The sequence below is a fragment of the Acidovorax sp. 100 genome, assembly GCF_003688355.1.
Taxonomy (GTDB): domain Bacteria; phylum Pseudomonadota; class Gammaproteobacteria; order Burkholderiales; family Burkholderiaceae_C; genus Acidovorax; species Acidovorax delafieldii.
The window spans coordinates 2,434,949-2,459,553 of the sequence record NZ_REFD01000001.1 but is presented as its reverse complement, the minus strand read 5'-3'; the positions used below and the strand labels follow the sequence as shown (position 1 = coordinate 2,459,553).

The following is a 24,605-nucleotide window of genomic DNA, read 5'->3' as shown; positions in this document are numbered from 1 at the left end:
GCCATGCCCCGAACCAATCGCATCCCCTTTCGGAAAAACCTACTGGCCATTGCCGTAGGTGCGGTGTTGACCCCTGCCTGGGCACTGAATCTGGTGCAGGAACCACCTCTTCCCACTTCCAAATCGGCTTTTGTAGCGCCGAATGTGATTATCTCTATCGATGATTCAGGGAGTATGAATTTTGGCGTCAAAACGGGCAGTGATGGCTCAACCGCTACCGGCCCAGGCTACACGGAACCGGATGGCAGTGGCAAATGGAAAGATGATGCAAGACGCGTCAAGGTTCTGCAGTATGCATTGAAAAAGGTCTTTAATGACAAAGCCCTGATACCAGAAAATAAACTGCGCATTGCCTGGCAGTCCATGAATAACGGTACCCAAAAGAATGTCAACGCAGCGGGTATGGTCACCAACTCCATGCGCCCTATCGACGCTGTTGTTGGCACCAACAAGGCGCACCGCGATAATTTTCTTGCTTTCGTTGATGGTTTAGCACCGGGCAGTGGGACGCCTTTGCATCGGCTACCCAGTCAAGCAGATGCCTACATGCGACGCACCCTTAACAGCAGTAGTCCATGGGCCACCGATCCTGGTGGTACCGGCAGCAAGGCCACCGAATATTTGGGGTGCCGCCGCAATTACCACATTTTGATGACAGATGGTCGCTGGAATGGCGCTGTCTCCGGCGGCACGCAGGACGGCGTGGATTGGGCGGCCCTAGGTGATCGGAAGGCTTACAGCACTACCTCAGATCAGACTAAGGTTTACTATGATAACTATTCGGACACGATTTCCGACTGGGCATTCAAAAGCTGGATGGAGCCTTTGCAGACGGCGTCTCTTTTGAAAGACTCAAACAAGCTCAAACCCTCAAAAGTTTATGATGAGGCCCCTATTTCTGAATTTTTTACCGCAACCAGACCTAAATACAAATATATAACAATCTCAGGGACCGGCAAAAAAGCCAAATGCGAAGCGTTACCGGGAGTATGGGACAGTGGCACAAGCCTATGCCGGGTGCAAGATGGCACTGAAACCAAATCGGTAAATTTAGAGAAATATTGGAATCCAAAATACAATCCTGCAACATGGCCACACATGGTCACGTACACTATCGGCTTCAGCGATGATGCTACTACGTGGCCTGGTGCAAGCAGCATTATTGGGCCAACGGACAAGGTTCCTTTTGGTTACGATAACAGTTTCATCGATATCGTAACGGGCTTCCAAGCTTGGCCGGCGATGGATAGTGAAGACAAGCGTGCACTAGATTTGTGGCATGCCGCCATCAATGGGCGTGGCCGCTTTTATTCCGTATCAGAGGCTCAAGACCTCGCTAAAGCATTTACCGAAATTATCGGCAAAATCAACGAAGAAAGCGCTCCACTGCCCGACGAGATCGCCGGCGGCGGCAGTACCAGCGGATATAACGTGTCGCAGAGCAATGCAGGAATTTTTGCATCCACCTACAGCCCGAAACGAGGCTGGAGTGGATCAATTACCGCTACGCGCGCCATTGAACCCGAAGAATATGCATGCCCCACTGAAGCAGATCCTGGGCTTAAATGCATTCGTTTTCCAGACACTGTTGCTGGCTGGCAGGGTAAATCCACAGCTGATCGACTCGACGAAGCTTGGCCTGCAGATGGCGCCGTAGACAGCCGTCTTGTTTTAAGCTGGAGTGACACAACCAGCGCTGGCATTCCCTTTAAATGGTCTTCTGGCACCCCGGTAGGTTACAGCACAGAGCAAAAGTGGGCATTGCTGGGTATTACTTCGGGTGACACCACGACCGATCCGTTGAAGACCAATGGCATCAATATCGTTAATTACATCCGAGGTGATCGCAGACTGGAGGGCACAACCCCCGCCAAGCCATTGCGGGAACGGTTCAGCCGTCAGGGTGACGTGGTCAACTCTGAAATCTGGTACACCGGGCGCCCAAGCAGCAACTACGCCATGGGTTATTCGACCTTTGTCGCCGCCCAGAAAAACCGCACGCCTGTTCTTTACGTGGGTGGCAACGACGGCATGCTGCATGGGTTCTCGGCAACCGACGGCAAAGAGTTGATTGCCTATGTGCCCCGTGGCGTGGTCGGCGGGCTGAAAGACCTGACCGATAAGGACTATCAGCACCGCTACTATGTTGACGGCTCACCCATGACCGGTGACATCAAGGACGGTAGCAACTGGAAGACCCTGCTGGTGGGTGCACTGGGTGCTGGTGGCAAAGGCTACTTTGTGCTGGACGTCACCAACCCAGGCAGCTTTGGCACGGCCAACGCAGCTGACTTGGTGGTGCTGGATAAGACCCGTGCCCAAAATGAGGCCGAGCCTAACTGCGGCGCGCTTTCAGGATTGGCAAAAAGCGACTGCGAAAAGGGCGTAGCCGATATGAGGGATATTGGCAACATCACCGCCGTGCCAGGGCGTAACCCCGCCAACAAGCAGGAGGCTACGCAAATCACCCGTCTGAACAATGGGCGTTGGGCGGCAGTGCTGGGCAACGGTTACAACAGCACCAACCAGCGCCCGGTGCTACTGGTGCAATATCTTGATGGAGACAGGACGCTCAAACGTATTCAGGCCGTCCCAGCGACAGTTGCCACGGGCACAGGCAACGCCAACGACAATGGCTTGGCCTCGCCCACGTTGGTAGACCTGGATGGTGATGGCAAGACCGACATAGTCTATGCCGGTGACAACCTGGGCAACCTCTGGAAGTTCGACCTTACCAGCGCCACCGATGGCGATTGGAAGGTCGCCTTCGGTGACAACAAGCCGCTGTTTACTGCCCGTGGTCCGGTCACACTATCCAGCACCACACGCGACCAAGTGCAACCAATCACCGCTCCACCCATCGTGCGCCCTAATGATCGCAGCATGACGGTAGGCTCAGGCCCAAGTGCAAAAACGGTACCCATAGGGGGAATGATGGTCGCCTTCGGCACAGGACGTAACCTTACGGCCAACGACCGCCGAACTGACATCACACAACCGGTACAAACCCTTTATTCGGTGTTAGACAACACGCGTTACCGCATGAAGTCTGACAAGAGTTCACTCGAAGTGCATCCAGGTGCAGGCGACTGTGTCGCTGCACCCACAACCTGCGTGCCAGCTCCCGCGCAGGTCGGCACCATTGCGAACAGTGGGGCTCCGCTGGCCAAACAATCCATCACGACCGTATCTGGCGATGACGCTACCGTAACTGCAACCCAAGAACTGAAAAAAGAGACATGGAAGGATTACAAAGGCTGGTACTTGGACTTGCCGTTCAGCGGTGAGCGTCTGCTCAAACCCATGCAGTTCTTTGATGGCAGTAATATCCTCGCGGTTTACAGCGAATCACCCTCTGGCACCAAGAACAGCGAGAGCGATAACATCAATGAAAGCTGCGTGCCGGTGAAGGTTGACACTAGCGCGGGTAGCCAGTTCCGCACCTTTGTCAATATCATGGATGGCAAAATCCCGACGGTTCAATTGGTGGACACCGACAACAACGGTATTTACAACGCCACTGCCGACAAAAAGGTGGCCCGGGTTGCTGTCAAGACAGGCACACCGGTTCTGATTACTAAGCGTGACCGCATTCAGGACTTAACAGGGGGCGGCGGCGCACGTGATACGTTGAATCGCATGCCCGAGCAATCCATGCGGCCCAGCTGGCGCCAACTGAAGTGAAAGACGCATAATAATGATTCAACCATCGCATGGAGCACAACGTGGCTTCACGCTCATCGAAGTGATGATCGTGGTGGCCATCGTGGGCATTCTTTCGGCCATTGCGTACCCTAGTTACGCTGAATACATCCGGCGTGGTCACCGGGCAGACGCGCGTGCCGGATTGCTACAAGCGCAGCAGTACTTAGAGCGCGCCTCCACGGCTACGGGGGTTTACCCGACGACTCTGCCAAATGCGCTCAGATGGCGCCTTCCCGATGGAACGGTCGACCCGACAAAGCGCTACACCATTGACTTCCAAGCGGGAAATAACAACGCAACCTTCACACTGGTCGCCACGCGCAAAGCGGGAGGGCCTCAGGCAACGGATAGATGCGGAGATTTCACACTCACCAATACTGGTATCCGCAACGTCGTGAATTACGCCAGCGGCACAACAGCGACGGAGTGCTGGAATAAATAGCCGGCCTACCATTTGTGGTAGTTGGGATTGACTTGTTCGACTTGGTGTACCCAATTTCTCTTTGTAGATGGCGAGTTGCAGGTCTTGACTGAATCCCTGTTTGGACTCCGACCGGGGTAAGTCTCCTGCTTCATTGCAAATTGCGTTTAGCCCCACACAAGGATGAGCCTTAATCAGTGTCCCCCTAAGGCGAGCCCCACGGCCGATCCTCATTCCCCGCCAATTGCAGGAGCTACAACCCAAAGTTTGTTTGGCGTTATCAGTTTCTGCGGAGACAATGCTGTGCGTCATGACCTCCCTACAGCACCCCGATACCTGTACCCCAACCGACCCGTTTGACCCGGATTCCACCCTGGCATTCCAGCGCCGCATGGAGCGAGCGCCGGAGTGGTTTTGTTCTTTTCTCGCGGGCAACAGCAGAGAAAAGAGCCGCTTGCGCCGCGAGATGGCCACCATGAAAGGCTCGGTGGTCTGGCTGGCGCAGCAGCGCCGCCAGGGCACCTGGAGTGCCGAGGAACGAGCCCACCTGCGGGATGTGATGCGGTCCGCGTCTTCGGTCAGCCCTTATCTTTTTATCTGGGTGATCCCCGGCTCGATGCTGCTGCTGCCCTTCATGGCGTGGTTTCTGGACAAGCAACGCAAACGGCGGGAACGCAAGCTTTTGCGATAGCACTGCACTAGGCTGAAGGATATAGCGCGCTCAAAAAGACAGCCCAGTCGGCCTGCCCCTGCGGTCTCAGCCTAGGGGCTACGCCCAGTTGCTGGTAATGACCACCAGCATGCCCGCCCCCACCAGCCCCAGTTGCCAGCGCAGGGCCGTGGACCACGATGGCACATGACGCTCCACTCGCAGATACAACAGACGCCCAGCTGCCAGCGACAACCCAAACGCCAGGAGCATGCCCACGGCGTTCAGCGCTGGTGATGTAGGCCAGAGGTGGCTGACCACCGCGTTCACAAGCAAGCACACGGCAAAGTGCACCAGAAACACCGAGTACGACATCTGGCCGAGCTTCACGAGCGGCGACACACCGGAAAAGCTGCGCATGCGCGCAGAGCGCATCGCCACCACCAGGCACAAGGCCGTGACGGCAGCCACGGCAATGCGTGCCCGGAAATCCACTGCCAGCGCTGCCCCCACCAGCAGCGCCATGAGGCAGACCCATGCCTGCGCCTGCGGCGCCCCCACCGCCCAGTAGGCCAACATGCCCAGGCCGTAGGCACCAAAAAAGTACAGCGCCCACATGTCCAACCCCGCGATGCGGTTGAAAACCCATAGCGAGGCAGCAGCCACCAACAGCACCAGCCCCTGCGACAAGACCGCTGCATGGTGCTGTACCCAGCGCACAGGCAGCGCGCGTACACCGGCCAGCATCAGCACAGTCAGCGCAAAGAGTTGAAAGTCGATGGCCACGTACCACACGCCAGCCGACAAAGCACCTTCACCCACGATGTCCTGCAGCAGCAAAGCGTTCGCCAACAGTTGTGACAAGGTGGGTTGATCGGGCACAGAGTGGTGCTCCATCCAAGGCCGCACGAGGGCGGCGACCACCACCGCCAGCATCAATGCCACGGCGTAAGGCACCACCAGCCGCACGAAGCGTTTGGCAATGGCGGTGCCCGCATGGTCGAAACGCGCAAAGCCCTGGGGCGCAAGGCTCGCAGCAGCCAGGTACCCACCCAACACCAGAAACACCTGCACCGCCATGCGCCCATAGTCATATAGCCACGCTATGAGTGCCGGAGCCAAGGGATGGGCGATGTCGGACATCGGGCCATAAAAAGCCAAGTGGTGCCACACGATGGTGGCGCAAGCCATGCCCTTGATCATGTCGATCAAGGGTGTTCGGGATGTGGACGAAGACATAGGGTGAGGTGTTGAATCCCTGCGGACAGTGCGCCGCTGGATATCCGGCTTCCCTCCGCGCTAATTCGCCTGCTGCAAAAAGCAGCAAGACGAACTGGACCGAGGATGGAACAACAAAACCCGCTATTGTCCTCCGTTAGAGGATTTTTTGCACAGCTGCACTGTCTCCCGCTGGTCTGCCATCACCTGCAGCGGGCTCGATGAACAAGAGTCCGTCCACCGCGCGAAGCGTGGAGACCCTCAGTAACGCAGACTGCCTTCCGCGTCCACGATAGCCAGCTCCACATAGGTCGATCCATTGTGGTTGCGCGGCGAATACTTCACGCTGAAACGACCAAAAGCAATTTCACCCGCGTCTTCCATCGTTTTGGAGAACGACTCGGTAGTCAGGTTGCGCCCCGTGCGGCGCAGCCCTTCCACCAGCAAGCGTGCGTGGACAAAACCTTCAAACTGCGAAGCCGAGGGCTGAGCGCCGGGCGACTTGGCACGCAGCAGGCTCAGATATTCGGCCACCACCGGGATAGTGGTGTTGCGCAGCGAAGGCATGATCTGCGCCAGGATGATGCCCCGCGCCTTGTCCCTGAGTTCGCGCTGGATCACGTCCATGCTGGCCACGGAGAACCCGTAGTAGGCAGGACGCGCCGCCGTGGCCTGCACCGCCTTGATGTAGCTCGTGAAAGTGGTGCCGCCGGTCGCCACGATCACAGCCTGGGGCTGGGCTTTTTCGGTCGCCTGTGCGGCGGCGGCAAAGTCGGGCTGTTTGGGGTCCACCTTGATCTCGGCCACAAAGGGCAGCTTCTCCTCGTCCGAAGCTTTCTTGAGCTCACCTGCCAGAGTCTTGCCCAGGCCGTCGTCCTGAAAGAACACCGCCACACGGGTGATGCCTTGCTGACGCAGCTGCGACACGATCTTGCTGGCCTCGTTCGCATAACCCGCACGCACATGGAACACATACGGATTGAACGCCTCCCGGAACACCGAGGCACCTGTGACGGGGCCAAACAGCACAGTGCGCTGCTCCTTGATCAGCGGCAGGATGGCCGCCGTCTGCGCCGTACCGGTGCTATGGAAAATCATGAACACCTTGTCGTTCTCCAGCAGCTGGCGCGTGTTTTCCACGGCCTTTTGCGGGTCGAAAGCATCATCGAGCGTGGTGTACCGGATCATGCGGCCATGTACCCCGCCCTGCGCGTTCACCGCGTCGAACAGCAGTCGCGAGCCCTCGCCATACTGCGCCGTCTGCGGCCCGAGCGGCCCCGACAGCACGACCGAGGCACCCAGCCGGATTTCATCGGCGGTCACGCCTTCATTGCGGGCATGAACCAGGGTGGTGGCGCATACGGCCAGCAGGCACACAAAAGCACGGAACATCAGGCATCTCCCTCGCAATATGGTGACAAGGCCGGCAAACGTGGCACCGGCATTCATTGATTATTTTTCATCACCATTATCTGTAGGGGACTTCTCCCCCTCACGCGGGTTTCCCCTTGGGTGCGTCACCGCAAAGACACCGCACAAACACCTCCCACAAAGACATTCGCCCGCCTTGTGAGATACACATGGCGGGCGAAACAAACGACGGGGTGAGGGAAGAAAGATGGCCGAACGCCCCTAGAGGCACAAGGCCACCGCCCCTTACACAGAGCGCAGATTCAGAGCTTGAGACGGGCGCGGGCCGCCTCGTATTCACCGCGCAGCTTGGCGACCAGTTCGGCGGTGCTGGTCACGGCGTTGATGGAGCCGATGCCCTGGCCGCAGCCCCAGATATCTTTCCATGCCTTCTTGGCGTCGCCGCCAAAGTTCATCTTGCTGGGGTCGGACTCGGGCAGGTTGTCCGGGTCCATGCCGGCCGCGCGGATCGAGGGCGCCAGGTAGTTGCCATGCACGCCCGTGAACAGGTTGCTGTAGACGATGTCGTCCGAGTTGCCGTCCACGATGGCTTGTTTGTAGGCCTCGCTGGCGCGGGCCTCATGGGTGGCGATGAAGGCCGAACCGATGTAGCCAAAGTCTGCCCCCATGGCCTGTGCAGCCAGCACCGCGCCGCCACTAGCGATAGAGCCGCTGAGCGCCAGCGGGCCGTCGAACCACTGGCGGATTTCCTGGATCAGCGCAAACGGGCTCTTGGTGCCAGCATGACCACCAGCACCGGCCGCCACGGCGATCAGGCCGTCAGCGCCCTTCTCAATCGCCTTGTGTGCGAACTTGTTGTTGATGATGTCGTGCAGCACCACGCCGCCCCAGGCGTGTACGGCCTGGTTCACGTCCTCGCGCGCCCCCAGGCTGGTGATGATGATCGGCACCTTGTACTTGGCGCACACCTGCATGTCGTGCTCCAGCCGGTCATTGCTCTTGTGCACGATCTGGTTGATGGCGAAGGGCGCTGCGGGCTTGTCCGGATTCGCCTTGTTGTAGGCGGCCAGCGTCTCGGTGATCTCGGCCAGCCATTCGTCGAGCAACTCGGCGGGGCGGGCATTGAGCGCGGGCATGGAGCCCACCACACCGGCCTTGCACTGCTCGATCACGAGCTTGGGGTTGCTGATGATGAACAGCGGCGACCCGATGACGGGCAGCGACAGGTTTTGCAACACGGGAGGCAGTTTGGACATGGCAACAACTTCCAGAACAAGAATAGGGATGGAACAGGCCGGATGCGCTAGTGAATCATGCGTCCGTAGCTATCATTTTTATATCAAGGCCCCTGCCCCGCAGGTGGCCTGTCTCCTCACGGCACGTCAGTCCTTCAGAAGGCTTCCAGCGCCAGCTCGGTCACGCTGGCCGCGCCTTCCACAATGCTGTCGCGCAGGCCCGGGGCCTTCACCAGGATGTGGTCGGCATAGAACTGGGCCGTGGTTATTTTTGCGCGCATGAAGGCTTCGTCCTGTCCCTTGTGCAACAGGTCTTGCGCCACCAGCAGGCTGCGTGCCAGCTGCCAGCCCGCCACCACATTGCCCGCCAGCATCAGGTAGGGCACGCTGCCCGCAAACACGGCGTTGGGCTGGGCCTTGGTGCCACCGGCCACGAAGTCGATCACGTCGAGCAGCGCCTTGCGCGCCGCCGTGAGGCGTTTGGCCACGGCCAGCGCAGCGGGCGTGCCGCTGGCCAGCAGGTCGGCCTCGGTCTTCTCGATCTGCGCGGCGATGCCCTTGGCCACTTGGCCGCCGTCCCGCGCCGTCTTGCGGCCCACGAGATCGTTGGCCTGGATGGCGGTGGTGCCTTCGTAGATGGTCAGGATCTTGGCGTCGCGGTAGTACTGCGCCGCACCGGTTTCTTCGATGAAGCCCATGCCGCCGTGCACCTGCACGCCCAGGCTGGTCACTTCCAGGCTGGTCTCGGTGCTGTAGCCCTTGACCAGCGGCACCATGAATTCATAGAACGCCTGGTTCTGCTTGCGCGTGTCAGCATCGGGGTGGTGGTGTGCGGCATCAAACGCCGCCGCCGCCACCGTGGCCATGGCGCGGCAACCCTCGACGGTAGCGCGCATGGTCATGAGCATGCGCTTGACGTCAGGGTGGTGAATGATGGCGGCGCTGGCGTTGATGCTGCCGTCCACGGGGCGGCTCTGCACGCGGTCTTTCGCGTACTGCACAGCCTTTTGGTAGGCGCGCTCGGAGATCGCGATGCCCTGCATGCCCACGGCGTAGCGGGCTGCATTCATCATGATGAACATGTACTCCAGGCCCCGGTTCTCCTGGCCAACCAGGTAGCCCACCGCGCCGCCGTGGTCGCCAAACTGCAGCACGGCCGTGGGCGATGCCTTGATGCCCAGCTTGTGCTCGATGCTCACGCAATGCGCGTCATTCCGCGCGCCCAGGCTTCCATCCTTGTTGACCATGAACTTGGGCACCACGAACAGGCTGATGCCCTTGACGCCCTCCGGCGCGCCCTGCACGCGGGCCAGCACCAGGTGGATGATGTTTTCGGCCATGTCGTGCTCACCGTAGGTGATGAAGATCTTGGTGCCGAAAATCTTGTAGGTGCCGTCGGGCTGGGGTTCTGCACGCGTGCGCACCAGGGCCAGGTCCGAGCCCGCCTGGGGTTCGGTCAGGTTCATGGTGCCAGTCCACTCGCCGGTCACCAGCTTTTCGAGGTAGGTGGCCTTGAGTTCATCGCTGCCTGCTGTCAGCAGCGCCTCGATGGCGCCGTCGGTCAGCAGCGGGCACAGCGCAAAGCTCATGTTGGCGCTGTTGGTCATCTCGATGCAGGCCGCGCCGATGGTCTTGGGCAGGCCCTGGCCGCCAAAGTCGGCGGGGTGCTGCAGGCCTTGCCAGCCGCCTTCGCCATATTGGCGGAAGGCTTCCTTGAAGCCGGGGGTGGTGGTGACCACGCCGTCTTTCCAGCTCGACGGGTTCTTGTCGCCTTCCCAGTTGAGCGGCGACAACACCCCTTCGTTGAACTTGGCACACTCTTCCAGCACGGCGGCGGCCGTGTCCAGCCCGGCATCTTCAAAACCAGGGATTTGCGCGATCTGTTCAATGTTGGCCAGGTGCTCGATGGCGAACAGCATGTCCTTGACGGGGGCGGTGTAGCTCATGGGTGTCTCCGGGAAAGCGAAATTTCGTCAAAAAAAAGGCATCGCGAGCGATGCCTTTGTGTGCACAGGGGCGTTCTTACAGGGCCTTGACCAGTTCAGGCACAGCCGTGAACAGATCCGCTTCCAGCCCATAGTCGGCCACGCTGAAGATCGGTGCCTCAGGGTCCTTGTTGATCGCCACGATCACTTTGGAGTCCTTCATGCCCGCCAAGTGCTGGATGGCGCCCGAGATACCGGCGGCCACATACAGCTGCGGTGCCACGATCTTGCCCGTCTGGCCCACTTGCCAGTCGTTCGGTGCGTAGCCTGCGTCCACCGCCGCGCGGCTGGCACCCAGGGCGGCGCCCAGCTTGTCGGCCAGGGGCGTCATGACTTCGTCGAACTTTTCCTTGCTGCCCAGCGCACGACCACCGGAGACGATGATCTTGGCAGCGGTCAGATCGGGGCGGTCGCTCTTGGCGATTTCGCTGCCCACGAAGCTGCTCTTGCCTGCGTCGGCCGTGGCAGCGGCGGTTTCAACTTGTGCGCTGCCACCGGTGGCGGCTGCGGCGTCAAAGCCGGTGGTGCGCACGGTGATGATCTTGACGGCATCTTGGCTTTGCACGGTGGCAATGGCGTTGCCGGCGTAGATGGGGCGCTCAAACGTATCGGCTGCGATCACTTTGGTGATGTCGCTGATCTGGGCCACATCGAGCTTGGCCGCCACGCGGGGGGCCACGTTCTTGCCGCTGGCAGTCGCGGGGAACAGGATGTGGCTGTAGTTGGATGCGATGGCGAGCACTTGCGCGGCCACGTTTTCTGCCAGGCCGTGTTCCAGGCCAGGGGCGTCGGCGTGGATGACCTTGGCAACACCGGCTATTTTGGAGGCGGCTTGTGCAGCAGCGCCGGCGTTGTGGCCGGCCACCAGCACGTGCACGTCGCCACCGCAAGCCACTGCGGCCGTGACGGTGTTCAGCGTGGCGCCCTTGATGGACGCGTTGTCGTGTTCAGCAATAACGAGTACCGACATTTAGATCACCTTCGCTTCGTTCTTGAGTTTTTCGACCAGGGCGGCCACGTCGGCCACCTTGATGCCTGCGCCGCGCTTGGCAGGCTCGGTCACCTTGAGGGTCTTCAGGCGCGGCGCCACGTCCACACCGAGGTCTTCGGGCTTGACGGTATCGAGCTGCTTTTTCTTGGCCTTCATGATGTTGGGCAAGGTGACGTAGCGGGGCTCGTTCAGGCGCAGGTCGGTGGTGATGACGGCGGGGAGCGTGAGGGCCAGGGTTTCCAGGCCGCCGTCGACTTCACGGGTCACGCTGACTTTGTCGGCTGCGAGTTCGACCTTGCTGGCGAAGGTGGCCTGGGGCAGGTCGGCCAGGGCTGCCAGCATCTGGCCGGTCTGGTTGGCGTCGTCGTCGATGGCTTGTTTGCCCAGGATGATGAGAGAAGGTTGCTCTTTGTCCACCAGGGCTTTGAGGAGCTTGGCCACTGCCAGGGGCTGCAGTTCCACGTCGGTCTCGACCAGGATGGCGCGGTCGGCGCCGATGGCCATGGCGGTGCGCAGGGTTTCCTGGCACTGGGCCACGCCGCAGGAGACTGCGATGACTTCGGTCACCAGGCCTTTTTCTTTCAGGCGCACGGCCTCTTCAACGGCGATTTCGTCAAAGGGGTTCATGCTCATCTTCACGTTGGCGATGTCCACACCCGTGTTGTCCGACTTCACGCGGACCTTCACGTTGTAGTCCACCACGCGCTTGACAGGGACCAAGACCTTCATTGCTGCGGCTCCTAGAGAGTTGGTTGAATTGACGTTTACGTAAACTAGAACATTCTATGTCGCACTGCAGCGAAAGCGCTACGGAGCCACCACACAGACTGCACAATCACAAAAAAGAACGATCGTGCTTTTTGTGAATTATAGGCGAGTGAACCAGGCCAGTGTCTAGAGTTTGCTGTCGCCTGCGCTACCGAGCACCCGCCGGGGTATCACCCTGCAACCGGATCAACTCGCCGAAGCCGGTGCTGGCGCCCCGCCCGGCGACATCGCTGCAGGGACTGCGCCATCGACCTGCACATGCATGACCCGCTGGGGGTAAGGGATTTCGATCTGGTGGGCCCGCAGCGCACTCAGGATGGCCCGGTTGATGTCCGAGCGCAGTCCCAGGGATCCGTTTTCAGGGTCTGCAATCCAGAAGCCCACGGTGAACTCCAGCCCATCGGCCCCGAAGGCCGACAGCGCGGCGCTGGGGGCGGGGTCGCGCAGCACGCGCGGGCTGACCAGGGCGGCATCGGTGAGCAACTGGGCCACCTGGTCCACATCGCTCTCATAGGCCACGCTGACCACGGTGGACATCCACACGCGCGGGTCTGACAGCGACAGGTTTTCCACCCGCTGGGTGATCAAGAGTTCGTTGGGCACGATGGATTCGCGCCCCGAGGGCGAGCGTATGACGGTGTAGCGGGCATTGATCTGCGTGATGCGCCCCTCGAACGTATCGAGCTTGACGTTGTCGCCGATGCGCATGCTGCGCTCGGCCAGGATTACAAAACCGCTCACATAGTTGGCCGCCAGCTTCTGCAGGCCAAAGCCAATGCCCACGCCGACCGCACCGCCCAGCACCGACAGCGCAGTCAGGTCGATGCCCACCGACGACAAGGCCACCAGCAAGCCCACAAACACCAGCAGCGCCCGCACCGCGTTGCTCACCGCCTTGCGCAGCGACAGCTCGGCACCTGTGGCCGAGCGCAGCAGCCGCGACTCGATGGCCGCCGAGATCCACAGGGCAATCAGCAGCACTGCCGCTGCGGTGACCGCCCCTTCGATGATGGTGCGCACCGACAGCGTCGCCCCGCCCACTTTCCAGTGGATCTGGTCCAGCTCGTCCAGCACCAGCGGCAGCAGCCCGGTGACCCACAGCACCATGCCCAGCCACGCCATCCAGGAGATGGAGCGCTCGATGGGCCGCACCCAGGCCGCGTCCGGGTAGGCCACCTGCAGCACCTTCACGCCAATGCGAATGACCACCAGCGCCACCAGCACCGGGATCGCAATCTTGAAAGCCGCCAGCGCCACCCAATGGTGCAGCAGGGTGCGCGCGATGTAGGCCAGACTCAGCAGCACCAGCGGGAACAGCGCGCCATCCACGATGCGCACACCAAACAGGATGGAGCGCGGGTCGCCCCGGCGCAGGCCGCGCTGCAGCAGCGCCACCAGCCCCCAGGCCAGGCCCACGCAGACTGCCAAAACAGCCAACTCCACCAGCACCGTGGGGCTGAGAAAGGCCTGCACCCACAGGCCCACATCGTCGAGCATCGGCTTGTCCATCGTGCGGCGCCTCAACGCTTCCAGGCGGGCTGGCGTTTTTCGGCAAACGCACGGGCGCCCTCCTGGGCGGCCGAGTCCATCATGTTGGTGGCCATGGTCTGGCCTGCCAACTGGTAGGCCGCGTCCATGCCCAGCTCACGCTGCTGGTACACCAGCGCCTTGCCCATGGCCACGGCCACACGGGGCTTTTGCAGGATGGATTGCACCAGTTGCTCGACCTCGGCATCCAGCGCATCGGCGGGCACCACCCGGTTCACCAGCCCTTGCGCGAGTGCAGTGGGCGCATCCATGAAGTCGCCGGTGAGCAGCATTTCCATCGCACGCTTGGCGGGCACATTGCGCACCAGCGGCACGCTCGGCGTTGCGCAGAACAGGCCGTAGTGGATGCCACTGGTGGCAAAACTCGCGCTGTCGGCCGCCACGGCCAGGTCACACTGCGCCACCAGCTGGCAGCCTGCGGCCGTCGCCATGCCCTGAACCCTGGCAATCACGGGTACTGGCAGCTTGTGGATGGTCAGCATCATGCGGCTGCATTGCGCAAACAGCTTTTGGTAGTACGCCAGGTCCGGGTTCGCCGCCATGTCCTTGAGGTTGTGCCCCGCACAGAAGGCCTTGCCTGCTGCGGCCAGCACCACCACGCGCACAGATTCGTCGCGGCCCGCTTCGTCCAGCGCCTGTTGCAGGGCTGTCAGCATTTCAGAGCCCAACGCATTGAAGCGTGCAGGGTCGTTCAAAGTGAGGGTGATCACACCGCGCGTATCACGGGTGATCAGCAGCAGCTCGTCAGAATTTGGAATCGTCATGTTGTTTCTCCTGTGCACAGCAATGCGAGGGGCGTTTGAAACAGGCGCGCATGAGGCCAGTGCCACCGTGGACCTGGCTCCGCCAGGCCACGGGTGGCGTCCCCCTCCGGGGGAAGACGCCGCAGGCGGCTCAGGGGGAGTCAAAGATCAGCCAGGACCCGCAAATGCGCCTCCACACTGCGCGCCAGCGGCCCCATCACGTAGCCACCCTCCAGGCACGACACGATGCGGCCCTTGGAGTAGCGCCGGGCCACGTCCTTCACGCGCTGGGTGATCCAGGTGTAGTCCTGCTCGGTCAGGCCCAGCTGGCCCATGTCGTCCTCGCGGTGGCCATCAAAACCGGCGCTCACAAAAATCATCTCGGGCTTGAAGGCCTCCAGCCGGGGCATCCACATCATCTCGATGATCTCGCGGATGTCCATGCCGCGTGTGTACGCGGGCACTGGCACGTTGACCATGTTGGGGGCGGGATCGTGGTCGCCGCTGTAGGGGTAGAACGGATGCTGGAAGATGCTCACCATCAGCGCCCGCGGGTCATTGGCCAGGATGTCCTCCGTGCCATTGCCGTGGTGCACGTCAAAGTCCACCACCGCCACGCGCTGCAGGTTGTAGCGCTGCAGCGCATATTTCACTGCCACCGCCACGTTGTTGAAAAAGCAAAAGCCCATCGCTTTGTCGCGGCAGGCATGGTGCCCCGGGGGGCGCACGGAGCAAAACGCATTTTCGACCTCGCCTGCCATCACCGCGTCGGTGGCGGCCAGCGCAGCACCCGCAGCACGCAGCGACGCCTTCCAGGTGTGGGCGTTGATGGAGGTGTCGGTGTCAATCTGCGCATAGCTGGGGCCGCCGGCCATCAGCTCTTCGTTGAGCCGGTCAGACATCCCGCGCAAGGCCGCGATGTGCATGCGGCCATGGGCCAGTTCGATGTCGGCCAGCGAGGCTTCCGGGGCTTCGTAGCGCTCCAGCGCATCCCCTACGCCAGTGACCAGCAAACGGTCTTCAATCGCATCCAGCCGCTCGGGGCATTCGGGGTGGCCCGGGCCCATCTCGTGCTTCCAACAATCCCGATGGGTGAAATAGCCCGTCTTGCTCACAGTCTTGTCCCCGCGTCTCGCATTTTTTGCCGTTTTTCGGATAACGTCGTGCCATGAATGCACAGCACAAGATCAAATCGCTTCTGGATCAGCTTAACACGGTGATCGTGGGCAAAAAGGCCCAGGTTCAGGACTGCGTGGCCTGCCTGCTGGCGGGGGGGCATCTGCTCATTGAAGACGTGCCGGGTGTGGGCAAGACCACACTGGCGCACGCGTTGTCCCACACCTTTGGGCTGCAGTTTTCGCGCGTCCAGTTCACTGCCGACCTCATGCCCAGCGACCTGACCGGCGTGTCGGTGTACGAACGTGGCAAGGAAGCCTTTGTGTTCCACCCCGGCCCGGTGTTTGCCCAGGTGCTGCTGGCCGACGAGATCAACCGCGCCAGCCCCAAGACGCAAAGCGCCCTGCTGGAAGCCATGGAAGAAAAGCAGGTGTCGGTCGAGGGCGAAACCCGCGCACTGCCCCACCCGTTCTTCGTGATCGCCACCCAGAACCCGCACGACCAATTGGGCACCTTTGCGCTGCCCGAGTCGCAGCTTGATCGCTTCTTGATGCGCATCTCCATCGGCTACCCCGACCGCGCCGCTGAGCGCCTGCTGCTGTCGGGCGACGACCGCCGCGACATGGTGAGCAGCCTGCTGCCTTTGCTGTCGGCCGAGGAGCTGACCGAGCTGCAACGCCAGGTGCAGGCCGTGCACACCGCCGACCCGCTGCTCAACTATGTGCAGGACCTGATCGCCGCCACCCGCTCGGGCCGATGGTTCTTGCAGGGCCTGTCGCCCCGCGCGGGCATTGCCCTGCTGCGTGCCGCCAAGGCCCAGGCCCTCATCAGCGGGCGCGACTACGTGGCGCCGGACGATGTGCAGGCCGTGCTGCCGCAAACCATCGCCCACCGCCTGGTGCCTGTGGGCGACGCCGGGCGCGGCGCAGTCGAGCAGGTGCGCGCCATGGTCGATGCCGTGCCGCTGCCCTGACCGATGGAATCCGCCGCCCCCCCTTCCCTCACCACGCCTACGGGCTGGCGCGGCCTGGCTGCGCGGCTCAGCCCCGTGGCACGCCTTCGCAGGCGCTTCCAGCGCTGGTGGCAGGCGCGCCTGCCGCTGTCCGACACGCTGCAGCTCACCCAGCGCAATGTCTACATCCTGCCCACCAGCTCGGGCTGGATGCTGGCGCTCACGCTCGTGGTGCTGCTGGTGGCCTCCATCAACTACCAGCTCAATCTGGGCTACCTGCTGACCTTTTTGCTGGCCGGCAGCGCGGTGGTGGGCATGCACATCTGCCACGCCAACCTGCGCGGACTGACGCTGCACCTGAAGGCGCCCGAACCGCATTTTCTGGGCACGAGCACGGCGTTCGAGATCCAGCTGTCCAGCGATCGCAAATCGCCCCGCTATGGCATTGCCCTGGCGGTGCACGGCACCGGCAAGGCCGAACACCACTGGGCCTGGACCGATGTGCCTGCCCAGGGCCAGGCCAGCGTGCAGGTCGCCTTCCAGCCCGGGCGCCGGGGGCTGCACCGCGTGCCCACCCTGACGGCCGAGACGCGGTTTCCGCTGGGCACCTTCCGCGTATGGACCTACTGGCGCCCCGCGGCCGAGGTGCTGGTGTACCCCGCGCCCGAGGTGCCGCCACAGCCCTTGCCGCCGGGCGAGCCCCGCGCCGGGGGCACGGGCAATGCGCCGTCGCAGGGCATTGGCGAATTCGACGGGGTGCGGGCCTATCGGCGGGGCGACCCACTCAAACTGGTGGTCTGGAAGAAGGCCGCCAAGTCGCTGGCCACCGGCACCGACGACCTGGTGAGTCGCGATGCGCAGCAGGCGCAGCGGCATGAGCTGTGGCTGGATCTGGCCCACGCCGCGCTCCCCAACCACGAGGCACGCGTGTCGCGCCTGACGGCCTGGGTGCTGCAGGCCGACCGCCTGGGCCTGGACTATGGCCTGCGCCTGCCCGGCACCGAGATAGCGCCCGACACCGGGGCAGCCCACCGCAGGCGCTGCCTGGAGGCCTTGGCCCTGTGTTGACCCGCTGCCGCTCATTTCAGCCCATAGTGGCACCAAGCGCATGTTCATATTGCCTTGACAGCTATTAAATACATAGCAAAATGAAATCCATCGACCTCCACACCGCCACGCAGCCATGAGCCTGCGCCAGACGCTCCACGCCCTGCCGCGCGATGCGCGCGACACGCTGTTTCTGCTCGTCGTGATTGCGTGGGTCATCGCCCCGCAGGTCAACGTGTTGCCCGCATGGGCGAGCCTGCTGGCGGCCGGGCTGATGCTGTGGCGCGGCTGGCTGGCCTTCACGGGGCGCCCGCTGCCCACGCGCTGGGTGCTGGCCGTTCCGCTGGTGATCGCGGTGGCCGGCACGCTGTACACCCACCGCACCATCCTGGGCCGCGATGCCGGGGTGACGCTGATCGTGATGCTGCTGGCGCTCAAGATGCTGGAGCTGCGCGCACGGCGCGATGCGCTGGTGGTCTTCTTTCTGGGCTTCTTCACGATGCTCAGCAACTTCTTCTTCTCGCAGTCGCTGTTCACGGCCGCTGCCATGCTGGTGGCCCTGCTGGGGCTGCTCACGGCCCTGGTCAACGCCCACATGCCCGTGGGGCGCCCTCCGCTGTCGCAGGCACTGCGCACCGCAGGCACCATGGCCCTGCTGGGCGCGCCCATCATGGCGGCGCTGTTCATGCTGTTCCCGCGCATGGCGCCCCTGTGGGGCATGCCCAGCGACACCATGAGCGGGCGCAGCGGCCTGTCGGGCGTGATGAAGGTGGGCAATATCGCCGAACTGGCGCTGGACGACACGGTGGCCATGCGCGTGCGATTTGACACCCCTGACGGCGCCGCGCCACCGCAGAGCGACCTGTACTTCCGTGGCCCGGTGTTCGGCACCTTCGACGGTGTTGAGTGGCACCCGGTGTCGCCCCGCCCTGGCGATTATTCGCAGGCACGCGCCAACACTGTCGCCAATCTGCGCGTGCAAGGCCAGCCCGTGCGCTACGAGGTCACGCTGGAGCCTCACCAGCGCCCCTGGCTGCTGCTGCTGGATGCTGCGGTGGACAAACCCGCCGTCGCAGGCATGGACACCTTCATGACGCAGGACCTGCAGTGGCTGACCACCCGCGCCGTGACGGATGTGGTGCGCTACAAGGCCGAAAGCTACACGCAGTTTGCCCACGGCCCCAGCACCCCCAACGCCGCCCTGCGCATCTACACCGAGCTGCCCACCGGTTTCAACCCCCGCACGCTGGCGCTGGCCCAGCAAATGCGCAACGACCCCGCACTCAACCCCAACCCGGCGCAGGACAACACCGAGGCGCTGGTCAATGCCGCCCTGACCCGCCTGCGTACCGGCGGATATGTCTACACGCTGGAGCCCGGCGTGTACGGCCAGCACACGGCCGACGAGTTCTGGTTTGACCGCAAGGAAGGGTTTTGCGAGCACATTTCCTCGGCATTTGTGGTGCTGATGCGTGCGCTCGACATCCCGGCCCGCATCGTCACCGGCTACCAGGGCGGCGACCGCAACCCCGTGGACAAGCTCTGGACCGTGCGCCAGAGCGACGCCCATGCCTGGGCCGAAGTCTGGCTCTCCGGCCGGGGCTGGGTGCGGGTGGACCCCACGGGTGCCGTGTCGCCAGGCCGCACCGGGGCCTTCCAGCGGCTGCGCGCCCCCCAGGGGGCCTTTGCCACCGCCATGGGCACGGTCATCAGCCCGGGCCTGGCGCAGAACCTGCGCGCCGTGTGGGAGGCCGTCAACAACAGCTGGAACCAGTGGGTGCTCAACTACACCCAGAGCCGCCAGCTGGACCTGCTCAAGTCGCTGGGCTTTGATTCGCCCAGTTGGCAGGACCTGACCATGGTGCTGGGCATCCTGATCATCGTGGCGGCCCTCGGGGGCATGGGCTGGAGCCTGTGGGAGCGCAGCCAGCACGACCCGTGGCTGCGTCTGCTGGCACGCGCGCGTCAGCGCCTGGCCCGCGCCGGGCTGGTGGTGCCCGACACCTTGCCGCCCCGGGCCATGGCCGAGCGGGTGCAGGCACAATTCGGCGCACCCGCTGCGGCGGTGGCCGAATGGCTGCTGCGGCTGGAACGCGTGCGCTACGCCCCCCACCCGGAGACCGCGCTGGGCGATTTGCGGCGGGAGTTCCGCAGCATCGCCTGGCCGAGAAGTTGACCCCCCTGAGCGGCGTTGCCGCTTCCCCCCAGGGGGACGATGCCCTCGCTGCGGGGCGGCCCTTGCTTGGCATCCCTGGTCTTGGAGCGCGCCGGTATCGGACGCTCGAGGGAGCCATAACATGACGAACCATTGACATGAAGAAGACAGCACCATGGACCGCAGCAGCTATTTTTTTGATAGCTGCCTGTGCATTACCCGCTAGCGCAAAGCCCGAAAATCAACCCAAATCAGCAGCCCAGAAGGCGCATGCCAAAGCCGGCCAGGCCCACCAGGGGCAGGCCAGTGCCAAGGCCCCGGTGCTTTACGCATCGCGCCCCGAGGCCATGGAGTTTGCCGACGACCTGGCCACGCGCCGCGACCTGGACCGCGAATGGGTGCGTCAGGCCATCGGCCAGGCGCATTTTCTGCCCCAGGTGCCGCGCCTCATGCTGCCGCCGGCCAAGGGCATGGCCAAGAACTGGCGCGTGTACCGCAGCCGCTTCATCGACCCCATTCGCATCCGTGCAGGCGTGCGTTTCTGGCAAGAGAACCAGGCTACGCTGGAGCGTGCCGAACGCGAGTTTGGCGTGCCGGCCGAGATCATCGTGGGCATCATCGGGGTGGAGACGATCTACGGCCAGCAGATGGGCACCTTCCGCGTGATGGACGCGCTGGCCACGCTGGCGTTCGACTTCCCCTCTGCCCACCCGCGCGCCAAGGAACGCACCGAGTTCTTCCGCCGCGAGCTGGAGCAGTTCCTGAGCCTCACCAACCGCAGCAACACCGACCCCTTGGAGCCACGCGGCAGCTACGCGGGCGCCATGGGCCTGGGCCAGTTCATGCCATCGAGCTGGGTGCGCTACGCGGTGGACTTTGATGGCGACGGCCGCGTGGACCTGTTCAAGAGCCCGGCCGATGCCATTGGCTCGGTGGCCAACTACTTCCGCGGCCACGGCTGGACACCCGGCATGCCCACGCACTTTGGGATGCAGTTCGACAACGCGCGCCTGCAGCTGGACGACCTGCTCGCCCCCGACATCCTGCCCACCTTCAGTGCCGCCAGCATGTTGGCCAAGGGCGCTGTACTCGATGCCCAGGGTGCGCAGCACACGGGCCCGCTGGCGCTGGTGGAACTGCAGAACGGCAACGATGCGCCCAGCTACGTGGCGGGCACCGAGAACTTCTACGCCATCACGCGCTACAACTGGTCCAGCTACTACGCCATGGCGGTGATCGAGCTGGGCCGCGAGGTGGCGGCAGCGCGCTGATGGCGAACCCCTGCGCTGCTAACCCAACACCTACCGGCTGAACCCGGAGGTTTCTGCGGGCACGGAGCCCCTGCCCTGCACGCTTGCGCAAGTCAGTCCACAATGCCCGACTCCGACCGCTTGCACAGCGGCCCGGCCACGGCGGCGCGCCCTGGCCCTCCAAGAGAACCTTCCCCATGCCTGCATCACCTTCTCCAGCACCCGACAAGGACGCCATCGTCAGCGTACGCGGCCTGAGCAAAACCTACGCCGGCGGCTTTCAGGCACTCAAGAACATCGACCTGGACATCCGGCGCGGCGAGATCTTTGCCCTGCTGGGGCCCAATGGCGCGGGCAAGACCACGCTGATCAGCGTGATTTGCGGCATGAGCAATGCCACGGCTGGCACCGTCACGGCAGATGGGCACGACACGGTACGCGACTACCGCGCAGCGCGTGCTGCGATTGGCCTGGTGCCCCAGGAGCTTCACACCGACTCGTTCGAGACCGTGTGGGCCACGGTGAACTTCAGCCGAGGGCTGTTTGGCAAGGCCCCCAACCCCGCTTACATCGAGAAGATCCTCAAAGACCTGTCGCTGTGGGACAAGAAGGACAACAAGATCCTTGCGCTGTCGGGCGGCATGAAACGCCGCGTGCTGATCGCCAAGGCGCTGTCGCATGAGCCCAAGATTCTGTTCCTCGACGAACCCAGCGCGGGCGTGGATGTGGAGCTGCGCCACGACATGTGGCGCCTGGTGCGGGCGCTGCGCGACGCGGGCACCACCATCATCCTGACCACCCACTACCTGGAAGAAGCCGAGGACATGGCCGACCGCATCGGCGTGATCCGCAAGGGCGAGCTGATCGTGGTGGAAGACAAGGCCGTGCTGATGCGCAAGCTGGGCAAGAAAGCGCTGGCCATCACGCTGCAGCAGCCCATGGAGCAGGTGCCCGCATCGCTCGCCCGCTGGCCCCTGGCGCTGAGCCAGGGTGGCACCGTGCTGACCTACACCTTCGACACGCAGCGGGAAGACACCGGCATCGCCGCCCTGCTGCGCGCCCTGACGGAGCACGGCATCGACTTCAAGGACCTGCATTCCAGCGAGAGCTCGCTCGAAGACATCTTCGTGAGCCTGGTGCACCAGGACATGGCCCCCACCCCTTCGGCCCAGAAAGCGATTCCAGCATGACCGGTGTGAACCTGCATGGCGTGCGCGCCATCTACCGCTTTGAGATGAACCGAGCCTTCCGCACCTGGATGCAGAGCCTCATTGCGCCCGTGCTGACTACCGCGCTGTACTTCATCGTCTTCGGCTCCGCCATCGGCTCGCGCATGGGTGACATCGGCGGGGTGAGCTATGGCGCCTACATCATCCCCGGCCTGCTCATGCTGTCACTGCTCTCCGAGAGCATTTCCAACTCGGCCTTCGGCATCTACATGCCCAAGTGGTCAGGCACCATCTACGAGCTGCTGAGCGCGCCGGTCAACTGGGTGGAGGTGCTGCTGGGCTATGTGGGCGCAGCGGCCAGCAAGTCGCTGCTGGTGTCGGTGCTCATCCTGTCCACCGCCCGGGTGTTCGTTCCGTACGAGGTGGCGCACCCGGTGTGGATGGTGGGCTTTCTGGTGCTCACGGCCGTCACGTTCTGCCTGTTCGGCTTCCTGATTGGCCTGTGGGCCGACAGCTTTCAAAAGCTGCAGGTGATACCGCTGCTGGTGATCACGCCGCTCACCTTTTTGGGCGGTGCGTTTTACAGCATCAGCATGCTGCCGCCGTTCTGGCAGACCGTGTCGTTGTTCAACCCGGTGGTGTACCTCATCAGCGGGCTGCGGTGGGCGTTCTACGGCCACGCCGACGTGCACATTGCGGTGAGCACCAGCATGACGCTGGTGTTCATGGCCCTGTGTCTCACCGTGGTGTGGTGGGTGTTCAAGACCGGCCACCGCATCCGGCGCTGAGCGCGATCACCTCGGTCGCCCCGACAGCCCGGGGCGGCCCCACGCATCAGTAGCGCAGCATCAATAACGCTGCATCTGGCAACTGTGCGGCTGCTGCGCCTTGGTGGCTGCAATCTGCCGCACCACGCGGAAGCCGTAGCCCGAGCCTTCCACGTCGAACTTCACGCCGGGCGCGCCTTTCTTGTCCATCACGCCCACCGCCAGCGCCTGCTGGAACTGGTGGTCGGCGGCGCGCATGGTGCCTCCCTGGCCGGCCAGTTGCACGTTGGCCGACTCCATCTGGCGCGCGACGGCCACCACGTCGGTGCTGCCCGCACGCTCGATGGACTGGGCCAGTGCCTCCACCATCAGCTGCATGCGCATGTGCACGTAGTCGTCCTGCGGCTTGGGAAAGCGTGTGCGGAAGGATTGGTAGAACGCCTCGCTCTGCGCGCCCGGCACGTTGGGCAGCCAGTCGGCCACGGCCACTACCTTGCCAATGCCTGCGTCGCCAATGGCTGCGGGCGCACCCAGCGCGTTGCCGTAGAAGGTGTAGAAGCTGCCCTCGTAGCCCACGTCCCGCGCGGCCTTGACCAGCAGCGTGAGGTCGTTGCCCCAGTTGCCGGTGACCACGGCCTGCGCGCCGCTGGTCTTGATCTTGACGGCATAGGGCGCAAAGTCCTTCACGCGGCCGATGGGGTGCAGCTCTTCGCCCACCACGGCCACATCGGGGCGCTGGGCGGCCAGCTGCTTCTTGGCCTCGCGCAGCACGGCCTGGCCAAAGCTGTAGTCCTGGCCGATGAGGTACACGCTCTTCAAGGCCTTGTCCTCGCGCATCACTTCCATCAGCGCGGCCATGCGCATGTCGGCATGGGCATCAAAACGAAAGTGCCAGAAGCTGCACTTTTCGTTGGTAAGGATGGGGTCCACCGCCGAGTAGTTGAGGAACAGCACGCGCTTGTTGGGCTCGCGCTCGTTGTGCTTGTTGATGGCCTCGATCAGCACGGCCGCCGTGGACGACGAATTGCCCTGCAGGATGACCTGCGCACCATCGTCGATCGCGGCGCGCAGGGCAGACAGGGCTTCTTCGTTCTGGCCCTTGCTGTCGTAGCGCTCCAGCACCAGCGGGCGGGGACCGCCACTGCTGGCAGGCAGCTGCACGCCGCCGCGCGCGTTCACACGCTCCATGGCCCAGTAGATGTTGCGGTACACGGCCTCGCCGGTGTTGGCGAACGGGCCCGAGAGGCTTTCGATGAGTGCCAGCTTGACCGGCTTGGCCTGGGCCACGGCGGCAGGGGCTGGGGCCTGCGCCTGCGCGGCAGGCGCCAACGCCACGGCGCCTGCAAGGGCCACTGCGGCCGCCCAAACGGTGTGACGTAATGCCGCAGCGCCTGATTTCAAGCCCACGGATTGCAATTTATTCATGGCATTTTTCCCTTGAAATGCGGCGTGGCCGCACACAACTCTCTGCCATGCGGCGACCACGTCGAGAGCCGCGCAGTGTATAGGAGTTAC

At 63.1% G+C, this 24,605-nt stretch carries 19 protein-coding genes; 9 read left to right on the top strand and 10 right to left on the bottom strand.

Annotated elements, in window-relative coordinates; translation table 11 throughout:
* Positions 1 to 3 precede the first annotated feature (3 nt).
* The 3 genes from C8C96_RS11340 to C8C96_RS11330 all read left to right on the top strand — a co-directional run bounded on the left by C8C96_RS11340 (position 4) and on the right by C8C96_RS11330 (position 4,817).
* Entirely contained in the window at positions 4 to 3,684 is a 3,681-nt protein-coding gene (locus tag C8C96_RS11340) for a pilus assembly protein (RefSeq protein ID WP_121942380.1), read from the top strand.
* A 13-nt stretch (positions 3,685 to 3,697) separates the two neighbouring features.
* Positions 3,698 to 4,147, top strand: coding sequence for a type IV pilin protein (locus tag C8C96_RS11335; RefSeq protein WP_121942379.1), 450 nt, complete (start codon positions 3,698 to 3,700; stop codon positions 4,145 to 4,147).
* 277 nt (positions 4,148 to 4,424) lie between these two features.
* Positions 4,425 to 4,817, top strand: coding sequence for a hypothetical protein (locus C8C96_RS11330; protein WP_233584219.1), 393 nt, complete (start codon positions 4,425 to 4,427; stop codon positions 4,815 to 4,817).
* Positions 4,818 to 4,895: 78 nt separating this feature from the next.
* On the opposite strand, the gene C8C96_RS11325 is transcribed toward C8C96_RS11330, so the two are convergent.
* The 9 genes from C8C96_RS11325 to C8C96_RS11285 all read right to left on the bottom strand — a co-directional run bounded on the left by C8C96_RS11325 (position 4,896) and on the right by C8C96_RS11285 (position 15,701).
* A complete protein-coding gene (locus C8C96_RS11325) occupies positions 4,896 to 5,978 on the bottom strand; it encodes an acyltransferase (RefSeq protein WP_233584316.1) in 1,083 nt (360 codons plus the stop codon).
* 276 nt (positions 5,979 to 6,254) lie between these two features.
* Positions 6,255 to 7,385, bottom strand: a complete 1,131-nt coding sequence (locus tag C8C96_RS11320; RefSeq protein ID WP_108498993.1) for an ABC transporter substrate-binding protein — start codon at positions 7,383 to 7,385, stop codon at positions 6,255 to 6,257.
* 281 nt (positions 7,386 to 7,666) lie between these two features.
* A complete protein-coding gene (locus tag C8C96_RS11315) occupies positions 7,667 to 8,620 on the bottom strand; it encodes a nitronate monooxygenase family protein (protein ID WP_099730798.1) in 954 nt (317 codons plus the stop codon).
* A 134-nt stretch (positions 8,621 to 8,754) separates the two neighbouring features.
* The gene (locus C8C96_RS11310) at positions 8,755 to 10,545 is read right to left on the bottom strand and encodes an acyl-CoA dehydrogenase (protein WP_099730799.1); all 1,791 of its coding nucleotides are present in this window, start codon (positions 10,543 to 10,545) and stop codon (positions 8,755 to 8,757) included.
* Between the two features lie 76 nt (positions 10,546 to 10,621).
* The gene (locus tag C8C96_RS11305; protein WP_121942004.1) at positions 10,622 to 11,554 is read right to left on the bottom strand and encodes an electron transfer flavoprotein subunit alpha/FixB family protein; all 933 of its coding nucleotides are present in this window, start codon (positions 11,552 to 11,554) and stop codon (positions 10,622 to 10,624) included.
* A complete protein-coding gene (locus tag C8C96_RS11300; RefSeq protein ID WP_015015119.1) occupies positions 11,555 to 12,304 on the bottom strand; it encodes an electron transfer flavoprotein subunit beta/FixA family protein in 750 nt (249 codons plus the stop codon).
* A 225-nt stretch (positions 12,305 to 12,529) separates the two neighbouring features.
* Positions 12,530 to 13,852 carry a mechanosensitive ion channel family protein gene (locus tag C8C96_RS11295; RefSeq protein ID WP_121942377.1) on the bottom strand — a complete coding sequence of 441 codons (1,323 nt, stop codon included), beginning with the start codon at positions 13,850 to 13,852 and terminating at the stop codon, positions 12,530 to 12,532.
* 11 nt (positions 13,853 to 13,863) lie between these two features.
* Entirely contained in the window at positions 13,864 to 14,655 is a 792-nt protein-coding gene (locus tag C8C96_RS11290; RefSeq protein ID WP_121942376.1) for an enoyl-CoA hydratase, read from the bottom strand.
* Between the two features lie 140 nt (positions 14,656 to 14,795).
* Positions 14,796 to 15,701 carry a histone deacetylase family protein gene (locus C8C96_RS11285; RefSeq protein WP_056058384.1) on the bottom strand — a complete coding sequence of 302 codons (906 nt, stop codon included), beginning with the start codon at positions 15,699 to 15,701 and terminating at the stop codon, positions 14,796 to 14,798.
* Positions 15,702 to 15,802: 101 nt separating this feature from the next.
* Here C8C96_RS11285 and C8C96_RS11280 point away from each other — a divergent pair, with 101 nt between their 5' ends.
* The 6 genes from C8C96_RS11280 to C8C96_RS11255 all read left to right on the top strand — a co-directional run bounded on the left by C8C96_RS11280 (position 15,803) and on the right by C8C96_RS11255 (position 23,111).
* Complete coding sequence (locus tag C8C96_RS11280; protein WP_015015123.1) at positions 15,803 to 16,723, top strand: MoxR family ATPase; 921 nt, start codon at positions 15,803 to 15,805, stop codon at positions 16,721 to 16,723.
* Between the two features lie 3 nt (positions 16,724 to 16,726).
* Complete coding sequence (locus tag C8C96_RS11275) at positions 16,727 to 17,770, top strand: DUF58 domain-containing protein (protein WP_121942375.1); 1,044 nt, start codon at positions 16,727 to 16,729, stop codon at positions 17,768 to 17,770.
* Between the two features lie 115 nt (positions 17,771 to 17,885).
* Positions 17,886 to 19,925 carry a DUF3488 and transglutaminase-like domain-containing protein gene (locus C8C96_RS11270; RefSeq protein WP_121942374.1) on the top strand — a complete coding sequence of 680 codons (2,040 nt, stop codon included), beginning with the start codon at positions 17,886 to 17,888 and terminating at the stop codon, positions 19,923 to 19,925.
* A gap of 137 nt (positions 19,926 to 20,062) precedes the next feature.
* Positions 20,063 to 21,175, top strand: a complete 1,113-nt coding sequence (gene mltB, locus C8C96_RS11265; protein WP_121942373.1) for a lytic murein transglycosylase B — start codon at positions 20,063 to 20,065, stop codon at positions 21,173 to 21,175.
* Between the two features lie 176 nt (positions 21,176 to 21,351).
* Positions 21,352 to 22,344: an ABC transporter ATP-binding protein gene (locus tag C8C96_RS11260; protein ID WP_121942372.1), complete on the top strand. Its 993-nt coding sequence runs from the start codon at positions 21,352 to 21,354 to the stop codon at positions 22,342 to 22,344.
* 5 nt (positions 22,345 to 22,349) lie between these two features.
* Positions 22,350 to 23,111, top strand: coding sequence for an ABC transporter permease (locus C8C96_RS11255; protein ID WP_056640850.1), 762 nt, complete (start codon positions 22,350 to 22,352; stop codon positions 23,109 to 23,111).
* A gap of 60 nt (positions 23,112 to 23,171) precedes the next feature.
* Here the strand turns inward: C8C96_RS11255 and C8C96_RS11250 are convergent, their stop codons facing one another.
* Complete coding sequence (locus C8C96_RS11250) at positions 23,172 to 24,515, bottom strand: branched-chain amino acid ABC transporter substrate-binding protein (protein ID WP_121942371.1); 1,344 nt, start codon at positions 24,513 to 24,515, stop codon at positions 23,172 to 23,174.
* Positions 24,516 to 24,605: the final 90 nt, after the last annotated feature.